This is a genomic window from Duganella callida (genome assembly GCF_004614165.1).
Lineage (GTDB): Bacteria > Pseudomonadota > Gammaproteobacteria > Burkholderiales > Burkholderiaceae_D > Rugamonas > Rugamonas callida.
In genome coordinates this window covers 18555-27542 of sequence record NZ_SPVG01000159.1, presented here as the reverse complement: position 1 = coordinate 27542, position 8988 = coordinate 18555, and the positions used below count along the sequence as shown (strand labels likewise).

The following is an 8988-nucleotide window of genomic DNA, read 5'->3' as shown; positions in this document are numbered from 1 at the left end:
CTGCTGAGCCGGGCGATCTGCGCGCGCGCCTGGGCCAGCGCCCGGGCCGCGCGCGCGCACTGATGCCGCCACAGCAACACGGCGGCCAGCGCCGCCAGCAGGCACAGGGCGGCAAATACGGCATCGATTTCAACGAGCAGCGGCGCGTATCTCATGGTGTAGGTTCCCCCGGTTGACGTGCACAAGCGTCAACATAGCCGCCTTGCCTTCTGGCAGCATTGCGAAATATCAACAAGCGTTCGCCGCGCGGAAGTGGGTGGCTTGGGATATAATTGAGGGTTGTCCTACCGGGAACTATCGTGACTTACAGCATCAAAGAGATTTTCTACACCTTGCAAGGCGAGGGCGCGCACGCCGGCCGGCCGGCGGTGTTCTGCCGCTTTTCCGGCTGCAATCTGTGGAGCGGCCGTGAAAGCGACCGCGCCAGCGCCACCTGCCAGTTCTGCGACACCGATTTTGTCGGCACCGACGGCGAAGGCGGCGGCAAGTTCCGCACGCCGGTCGAGCTGGCGGCGGCGATCGACGCGCTGTGGCCGTCCAGCTATCCGGCCAGCAAATACGTGGTGTTCACCGGCGGCGAGCCGCTGCTGCAGCTGGACACGCCGCTGATCGCCGCCATGCACGCGGTCGGCTTCACCATCGCGATCGAAACCAACGGCACGCTGCCGGTGCCGGACGGCGTCGACTGGATCTGCGTCAGCCCCAAGATGGGCGCGGAACTGGTGGTGAAAAAGGGCAGTGAAATCAAGGTGGTGATTCCGCAGACCAATCAGGATCTGTCCGTGTACGAGGGCCTGGCCTTCGACCATTTCTACGTGCAGCCGATGGACGGCCCGCTGGCCGCGTTCAATACCCGACTGGCGATCGACACCTGCCGGCGCAATCCGCAATGGAAACTGAGCCTGCAAACCCATAAACTTTTACAGATACCGTAATCATGTTGACCATCACCCGCAAGCTGGAATTCGACGCCGGCCACCGCATTCCCGACCACAAAAGCCAGTGCCGCAACCTGCACGGCCACCGCTATACGCTGGAAATCACCCTGACCGGCAACATCATCGACGTCGAGGGCAATTCCGACAACGGCATGATCATGGACTTCTCCGATATCAAGGCGCTGGCCAAGGAGCATCTGGTCGATGTCTGGGACCACGCTTTCCTGGTCTATGAAAAGGACACGGCCGTACGCGAATTCCTGGCCTCGCTGCCCAACCACAAGACCGTGGTGATCGACCGCATCCCCACCGTGGAAAACCTGGCCCAGGTAGCGTTCGGCATCCTCAAGGCGGCGTACAAGGACCGCTACGGCACCGGCCTGCACCTGCACAAGCTGGTGCTGCACGAAACCCCGAATTGCTGGGCCGAGATCACCGATGGCCAGTGACGACGTCTACATGCGCCTGGCACTGGAACAGGCGCAGCAGGCGTGGGACCTGGGCGAGGTCCCGGTGGGCGCGGTCGTCGTCAGGGATGGCGAAGTGATCGCGGTCGGCTGCAACCAGCCGATCGGCAGCCACGATCCGACCGCGCACGCGGAAATCGTCGCCCTGCGCGCGGCGGCCGAAAAGCTCGGCAACTATCGTCTGCCGGGCTGCGAGCTGTATGTGACGCTGGAGCCGTGCGTGATGTGTTCGGGCGCCATGATGCATGCGCGGCTGGCGCGCGTGGTGTATGGCGCGGCCGATCCCAAGACCGGCGCCTGCGGCTCGGTGGTCAATCTGTTCGGGCAGGAGCGGCTCAACCACCACACCGGCGTCACCGGCGGCGTGCTGGCGGACGCTTGCGGCGCGATGCTGAAGGGCTTCTTTGCGGCGCGCCGCGCGGCGGCCAGATCGGCCAAGGACGCGACACAGCTGTGAGGCCGGCGGTTCCGCCGCCCGGGCAAAGATGGTATGCTGAAAGCAATGTGTCCAGCATGAACTCCGGAGGCGGCTTTGGCTACCGTACAGGCAAACGGCATCACCATCGCATATGAAACCAGCGGCAATCCGCTGGACCCGCCGGTGCTGCTGATCATGGGGCTGGGCATGCAGCTCATCGCCTGGCCATCCGACCTGGTCGATGGCCTGGTCGAGCAGGGTTACTACGTGATCCGCTTCGACAACCGCGACATCGGCCTGTCCAGCAAGCTGCGGCAGCACAAAAAGCCCAATGTGGCCTGGGCGTATCTGAAATCGCTGGCCGGGCTCAGGCACGGCGCCGCCTACACCCTCAACGACATGGCCGACGATGCGCTGGGCTTGCTCGATGCGCTGGGCATCGCGCGCGCGCATCTGGTCGGCGCCTCGATGGGCGGGATGATCGCGCAGATTTTCGCCGCGCGTTTCCCGGCGCGCACGCTCAGTCTCACCTCCATCATGTCCAGCAGCGGACGGCGCGGCCTGCCCGGTCCGAGCGGCGCCGCGCGGCTGGCCATGATGCGCTCGGCCGGTGCGCGCGACCGCAAGGCGATGGTCGAGCGCGTGATCGAGGTGTACCGCGTGGTCGGCAGCCCGGCGTTTCCGACGCCCGAGCGCGTACTGCGCGCCAATATCGAGCGGGCGATCGAACGCGGCGACAATCCGGACGGCGTGGCGCGGCAGATGGCGGCCACCTTTGCCTCGGGCGACCGCACGCCGCTGCTGCGCAAGATCCGCTGTCCGGCGCTGGTGATCCACGGCGCCGCCGATGCACTGGTGCCGTTGGCCTGCGGCGTCGACACGGCGCAGGCGATTCCCGGCGCGCGCCTGCATGTGATCGAAGGCATGGGCCACGATTTTCCCGCGCAACTGATCGAACGGCTGCTTGCCTTGCTGGAGCAGCACCTGCGCGGTAATATGGTGGCCGAGCTTCCGCCGCTGTCGCCGCATCGTGCCGGCAGCGGCACCCATCATTAAAGAGACATTTTGAGTACACCGAACATCGGCATCGCGATCGCCGCGCCGAGCGGCCGTCCGCCAGATCCCGCCGCGCTGGAACTGGGCGTGCGGCGGCTGCGGGCACAGGGCTTCCTGGTCCATAACTACTACGACGACGACAAAAAATTCCAGCGCTTCGGCGGCAGCGACGAATGGCGGCTGGCGCAGTTGAACGCCGCGGCGGCCGATCCCGCGGTGCAGGTGGTGATTGCGCTGCGCGGCTCGTACGGCATGTCACGCCTGCTGCCGAAGATCGATTTCGGCAAGATGGCCGAGAGCGGCAAGCTGTTCGTCGGTTACAGCGACTTCACCGCTTTCCAGATGCCGCTGCTCAAGCAAACCGGCCGCATCAGCTTCGCCGGACCAATGATCTGCGACGACTTCATCCGGCCGGAACCGGTGGCCTACACCATGGAACAGTTCTGGGACTGCCTGCGCGGCCCGACCCATGCGGTGCGCGGCACGGTGGCCGACGGGACGGCCGACAATCCGCGGATCGACGTCAGCGGCCGGCTGTGGGGCGGCAATCTGGCGATGGTGGTCAGCCTGCTCGGCACACCATACTTCCAGGCGCTGGAGCAGGGCATCCTGTTCCTCGAGGACATCAGCGAACATCCCTACCGCGTCGAGCGCATGGTGCTGCAGCTGTACTACGCCGGCGCGCTGGAAGGACAGCGCGCGCTGGTGCTGGGCGATTTCTCGGGCTACAAGCTGGGGCCGATGGACAACGGCTACGACTTCGAGACCATGCTGGCCTATCTGCGCGCGACGCTGCCGATGCCGGTGCTGACCGGACTGCCGTTCGGCCATATCAAGGAGCGCGCCACGCTGCCGTATGGCGGCATGGCGGATCTGCGCTCGGCGCCGCGCGGCTTCGACCTGACGCTCAGCGATTACCCCACTCTGTGATCATTGCACCCGGCGCACACGCGGCGCCTGGTTGGCGCCTTCGATTTCGAGGAACATGGTGCCGAAGGAGTTGCGGCTGATTTTGATCTTCGGATTCTGCTTTTCGGTGACATAGCCGCTGCTGTCGTCGGCCACGCGCCAGATCTGGCCGTTCGCCAGCTGGAACTGGGTGCTTGGCCCCCAACCGTCGATGGTGCCGAGCAGGGTGCTTTCGATGGCGCTGGGCTCGCTGGTTTTGCGCAGCTGCGTCGCACTCAGGCCGAAGCTCGCAGTGGCATCGGCCGACGCGGTTGCAGCCGACGCTGGCGCCACCGCCGCGGCAATCGCGGGCGCAGCCGTAGCAGTGCGTGGTGCGGCCGTCGGTGCGACGGCCGCCGCAGGGATCGCATCGTAGCAGGCTACTCGGTTGCTGATATCCGCAATGGCGCGGCAGCGCAGCAAGTCGGCATCGGTGGCCATGGCAGAACCGGATAGTGCCAGCAAAACAAACAAAGCTTTCATCGAACGTTTTCCAGGTTGCGGGCGCCGCAGGTCTGCGGCGCCATCGTCACCTGATTATATCGGCAACGAAGCGCAGCGTCAGCCATGGCGCTTCACCGCCAGCGGCGACGCGCAATGGCGAGGCCGGCCAGTCCGCTCAGCAGCATGAGATGGCCAGGTGCTTCCGGGACCGGCGCGAACACCAGCCGCTGCCATTCGGTGGGCGCATAAATATCGGTGTTGTCGCCACTGCGCCAGCCGTTGAAAACGTAGCGCGGCGCTTGATCGGCATCCTGCACCCACATCCCTGCCGACAGCGAGGTGTGCCAGCTAAGCCGGCTGCGGTCGGCATAGTCTTCGACATCCGCGGTAAATTGGCGGATCTGCTTGCCGGCGCCGGCAAAACCCATGGAGTCGGCATTGAAGTACCATTCCGCGCCATTGGCCTGGTGCGTCACGTCGAGCGGCGTGTAGGTGGTGATCTCCGCCAGCGTGGCGCCGGCCATGACATCGATCACCGCGCTGCCTTTCAGCCTAGCGCCGATCAGCACCTGACTGTCCGCTGCGATGCCGGCGAACAAATCGGCGATGGCGCTGGAGTCGCCATAATTGGTTTCGCTGACCAGGCGCCAACCGCCGTTCACGACGTCCGACAGCGGAATATCGTTGGCCACACCGGTCTGGCTGTAGCTGGCGGCGAGACTACAGGTGGATGCGCCGACAGCGCATGCCAGCAATGCGATCTTGATCATGCCCATGTTTCCTCCCGATGCTGTCGTCACATCTTACCTCATCGGCATGAAACTGGATGAATTTAAAGTAAAACGTAAACTGGTAGTTGTGACAAATTGATGGGTTTTATGGCAACTATTGCTATTACAATAATTTCCCCCATCTGTTAAGAAAGTCTTATGAAAAAGTTGTTAGCAATCGATGTTGGCTGGCCTGTGCAGCACCGCCCCCAGGCGGGTACCCGTGTACATGGATATTCCGCGCGGTGCAACCAGCGGTTCTTATGGCGGCTTTACTTATACGAATTTCGATCGATTGGCAGCAGTCCGGTTATTCAGCGGCTTAGCGGTTTCAACAATTTCACCAGCTCGGTTTCCTACGATGCCGGGCGTTCAACTACCATGCGGCGACGTTGAATTTCACTCCTTATGACCTGAGCGGCAGCGGGCAGATCGGCTGGGACTTTTCCCCTTACAACGTGACGCTCACCTTCAACGATCTAAACGGCGCGGTGATCGGCACCGATTCGCTGACGGTGGAAGGCTTGTCGCGTGATCAGACCTTGACCAAGGATGTGTACGGTGTACACGAAATCGTTTTCTCGACGACCGAGGCGGTGAAGGATTACCCGCATGCAGCCGCGCTTTGTTGCGCTGGACATCAGCGCCGTGCCGGAACCGGAAACCTACGCGATGCTGCTGGGCGGCCTGGCGCTGGTGGGGTTCGCGCGCCGTCGCGCCAGCCGCGCGTAAGCACGCCGGACATAAGAAAAAAGGGGCTGCCGCGGCAGCCCCTTTTTATGCGCGCTAGCGCTTAGACATTTTGCTTGCGGCGGGCCACGTAGGCCATCAGGCCCAGGCCGGCCAGCAGCATGCCGTAGGTTGCCGGTTCAGGCACCGCGCTGATTTCCAGGCTGTAAAAGCGCGGAGTGGCCTGCCCCTGACGTGGCGAGTAGAACTCGATCGAGTGTACGCCGGCCACATTCTTCAGTTCGGTCTGATCGGGGCCGTAGTTGAGCAGGAAGGAATCGGTATCGATCACATTGCCGCTCAGGTCTTTGAACGTCATGACCACGGTGTAGGGGTTCAGATCCCAGCCGATGGATTCGCTGCCACCCAGATCCCACGGCGTGAAATTCAGGGTAATGCCGCGGAAGTTGAACAGCCCCGCATTATAGGAAATAGCGGCGGTACCCTCGCTCAGATGGTTGATGATGGCAGGGCCACCCAGCGACACGATGCCGGTGTAGCTGAATCCACCAAATGTGCCGGTCGACTCGCCCGGGTTCAGATTTACCGGGACGGTGGTGGCGTGGGCGGCAAAACCGGCGCCGGCAAGTACGGCGGCCGCGAACAATTTTTTCATGCTTCGACTCCAAAGTTGAGGGATTGAATAGCTTTTTGAATAATATCATTAATGAATCGATAAGTGTTGACCAAATGCTACATCTGGTGAAAATTCATGAGTTTTGGTCAATGCAATCTTCCTATAATGGTGAGAACACACTAGTGGAGTCTGGCCATGCCATTTCACAATGAGACAGATCACACGGTAAGATCGGGCAGTCTGCTGTACGGACTGAAGAGCACCCGCAGGCTTTGGCAGCCAAAAAGTCCGTTCAGGGGAAACGTTTTCACAATCGATCAGCTGCAGATAGCCGCAGGCGATGCTCCTAATCCAGGCTTTGACGTTAAGCGGGACGAGTTCGCTGCGTTTTTAAACGTGCATTCAAAATACCGGAGCGCCCTGGCGCCCGAAGATCAGCAAGCGTTTAAGCAAGTACAATTACTAAGAGTCACGGGCAAAAGCACGGAAGCGATCCGGCGCAAATGCAAAGGCGGCATCGATTGAGCGGTGCACGAAAAGATCGCGGTGCACTTTCTCTTGGATACTCTGGATTTTAAGTCCGTAGTCGAAAAGCAAACGGCCAAGCCGGATCGCCGGGGCGGCATGTTTTATCAGGCCGAGGACGCCGAGAAGAGAGGCATTACTGGCGCGGAGTTGCGCTGGATTTACCGTAACCGGTTCGCCCCCGAGGTGCAGGAGTACGTGCAATTCTGGCACAATGGCGCTCCCTGCCGGCCGCCATGGGAATGGGACGTACCCAAGAAGCAAGGGGAGGGGCCTGGGAAAAAGAGATGTGGGATGGTTATGCCCCCAAAAAAGTACCGAACGCCGACTCGGACGACAATACGATGTAGGCAGCGGATTGCATCAGTTACATGCGGTGCATCAGTGTGGGCGTGTATAATGCTCGCTTTCCGCTTAACCGCATGATTTGATTCAGAAAAGCCCAACACACCAATGCTATCCACAGCAAACATCACGATGCAGTTCGGCGCCAAGCCGCTGTTTGAAAACATCTCCGTCAAATTCGGCGATGGCAACCGTTATGGCCTGATCGGCGCCAACGGTTGCGGCAAGTCCACTTTCATGAAAATCCTCGGCGGCGACCTGGAGCCGTCGGCCGGCAACGTGATGCTGGACGTGAACGAGCGTCTGGGCAAGCTGCGCCAGGACCAGTTCGCCTATGAGGAGATGCGCGTGCTGGATGTGGTGATGATGGGTCACACCGAGATGTGGGCCGCCATGGCCGAACGCGACGCCATCTACGCCAATCCCGACGCCACCGACGACGACTACATGAAGGCCGCCGACCTGGAAGGCAAGGTCGCCGAATACGACGGCTACACCGCCGAAGCGCGCGCCGGCGAGCTGCTGCTGGGCGTGGGCATCGCCATCGACCTGCATCAGGGGCCGATGAGCGCCATCGCGCCGGGCTGGAAGCTGCGCGTGCTGCTGGCGCAGGCGCTGTTCTCGAATCCGGACATCCTGCTGCTCGACGAGCCGACCAATAACCTGGACATCAACACCATCCGCTGGCTGGAAGATGTGCTCAACGAGCGCAACTCCACCATGATCATCATTTCCCACGACCGCCACTTCCTCAACCAGGTGTGCACCCACGTGGCCGACATGGATTACGGCACGCTGAAGATCTATCCGGGCAACTACGACGACTACATGCTGGCCTCGACCCAGGCCCGCAACCAGCAGCTGGCCAACAACGCCAAGGCGAAGGAAAAGGTCGCCGAACTGCAGGACTTCGTGCGCCGCTTCTCGGCCAACAAGTCGAAGGCGCGTCAGGCGACTTCGCGCGCCAAGATGATCGACAAGATCAAGGTCGAAGACATCAAGCCATCCTCGCGCGCCTATCCGTTCGTGCGCTTCGAAGGCGAGAAGAAGCTGCACCGCCTGGCGGTGGAGGCGGAAGGTCTCAGCAAAAAATACGACCGCACGCTGTTCAACAACTTCAGCATCATGGTCGAAGCGGGCGAGCGCATTGCGATCATCGGCGCCAACGGCGCCGGCAAGACCACGCTGCTGCGTTGCATCGGCGGCCAGGACATCACCGGCCTGAGCGCCGACCACGGCACCATCAAGTGGGCCGAAAACGCCAATGTCGGCTACATGCCGCAGGATCCGACCGAGGAATTCGCCAAGGACGTCAACCTGACCGACTGGATGGGCGACTGGACCAAGGAAGGCGACGACGATCAGGCCGTGCGCTCGATTCTCGGCCGCCTGCTGTTCGGCGGCGACGAGGTGAAGAAGTCGGTCAAGGTGCTGTCCGGCGGCGAGAAGGGCCGCATGATGTACGGTAAGCTGATGCTGGGCCGTCACAACGTGCTGCTGCTGGACGAGCCGACCAACCACATGGACATGGAGTCGATCGAGTCGCTGAACATCGCGCTGGACAAATATGCCGGTACGCTGATCTTTGTCTCGCACGACCGCGAATTCGTGTCGTCGCTGGCCAACCGCATCATCGAGATCAAGGAAAACGAAGTCGTCGATTTCCGCGGCGGCTACGAGGAGTATCTGAGCAGCCAAGGCATCGCCTGATGACGAAAATCCCGCCGCAAGCGGGATTTTTCGCACTATGCCATAGTAATGTTTTCGTCTC

At 61.7% G+C, this 8988-nt stretch carries 9 protein-coding genes and 2 pseudogenes; 8 read left to right on the top strand and 3 right to left on the bottom strand.

Features of this window, described 5'->3' with window-relative positions; genetic code table 11:
* Positions 1-299: 299 nt before the first annotated feature.
* From queE to E4L98_RS15695, 5 genes are all read left to right on the top strand, one after another.
* Positions 300-935, top strand: a complete 636-nt coding sequence (queE, locus tag E4L98_RS15715; RefSeq protein ID WP_135202495.1) for a 7-carboxy-7-deazaguanine synthase — start codon at positions 300-302, stop codon at positions 933-935.
* 2 nt (positions 936-937) lie between these two features.
* A complete protein-coding gene (gene queD, locus E4L98_RS15710; protein ID WP_135202494.1) occupies positions 938-1387 on the top strand; it encodes a 6-carboxytetrahydropterin synthase QueD in 450 nt (149 codons plus the stop codon).
* Positions 1377-1862, top strand: a complete 486-nt coding sequence (gene tadA / locus E4L98_RS15705) for a tRNA adenosine(34) deaminase TadA (RefSeq protein WP_135202493.1) — start codon at positions 1377-1379, stop codon at positions 1860-1862. The genes queD and tadA overlap by 11 nt, the downstream gene beginning before the upstream one ends.
* A gap of 75 nt (positions 1863-1937) precedes the next feature.
* Complete coding sequence (locus tag E4L98_RS15700; RefSeq protein ID WP_135202492.1) at positions 1938-2879, top strand: alpha/beta fold hydrolase; 942 nt, start codon at positions 1938-1940, stop codon at positions 2877-2879.
* 9 nt (positions 2880-2888) lie between these two features.
* Positions 2889-3809 (top strand): LD-carboxypeptidase, encoded by a 921-nt coding sequence (locus tag E4L98_RS15695; protein WP_135202491.1) that lies wholly within the window; start codon positions 2889-2891, stop codon positions 3807-3809.
* Here the strand turns inward: E4L98_RS15695 and E4L98_RS15690 are convergent, their stop codons facing one another.
* Together E4L98_RS15690 and E4L98_RS15685 are read right to left on the bottom strand one after the other, a co-directional pair.
* Positions 3810-4310, bottom strand: coding sequence for a hypothetical protein (locus E4L98_RS15690; protein ID WP_135202490.1), 501 nt, complete (start codon positions 4308-4310; stop codon positions 3810-3812).
* A gap of 92 nt (positions 4311-4402) precedes the next feature.
* Positions 4403-5041, bottom strand: a complete 639-nt coding sequence (locus tag E4L98_RS15685; RefSeq protein WP_167761343.1) for a hypothetical protein — start codon at positions 5039-5041, stop codon at positions 4403-4405.
* Positions 5042-5659: 618 nt separating this feature from the next.
* Between E4L98_RS15685 and E4L98_RS15680 the strand changes: the two are divergent.
* Positions 5660-5773, top strand: a pseudogene (locus E4L98_RS15680) (PEP-CTERM sorting domain-containing protein); the annotation flags it as partial.
* Between the two features lie 61 nt (positions 5774-5834).
* On the opposite strand, the pseudogene E4L98_RS31290 reads toward E4L98_RS15680, so the two are convergent.
* Positions 5835-5927: pseudogene (locus E4L98_RS31290) on the bottom strand (PEP-CTERM sorting domain-containing protein); the annotation flags it as partial.
* Positions 5928-6542: 615 nt separating this feature from the next.
* Here E4L98_RS31290 and E4L98_RS30050 point away from each other — a divergent pair.
* Together E4L98_RS30050 and E4L98_RS15665 are read left to right on the top strand one after the other, a co-directional pair.
* Entirely contained in the window at positions 6543-6872 is a 330-nt protein-coding gene (locus E4L98_RS30050; RefSeq protein WP_167761342.1) for a hypothetical protein, read from the top strand.
* Between the two features lie 453 nt (positions 6873-7325).
* Entirely contained in the window at positions 7326-8927 is a 1602-nt protein-coding gene (locus tag E4L98_RS15665; RefSeq protein WP_135202486.1) for an ABC-F family ATPase, read from the top strand.
* Positions 8928-8988 lie beyond the last annotated feature (61 nt).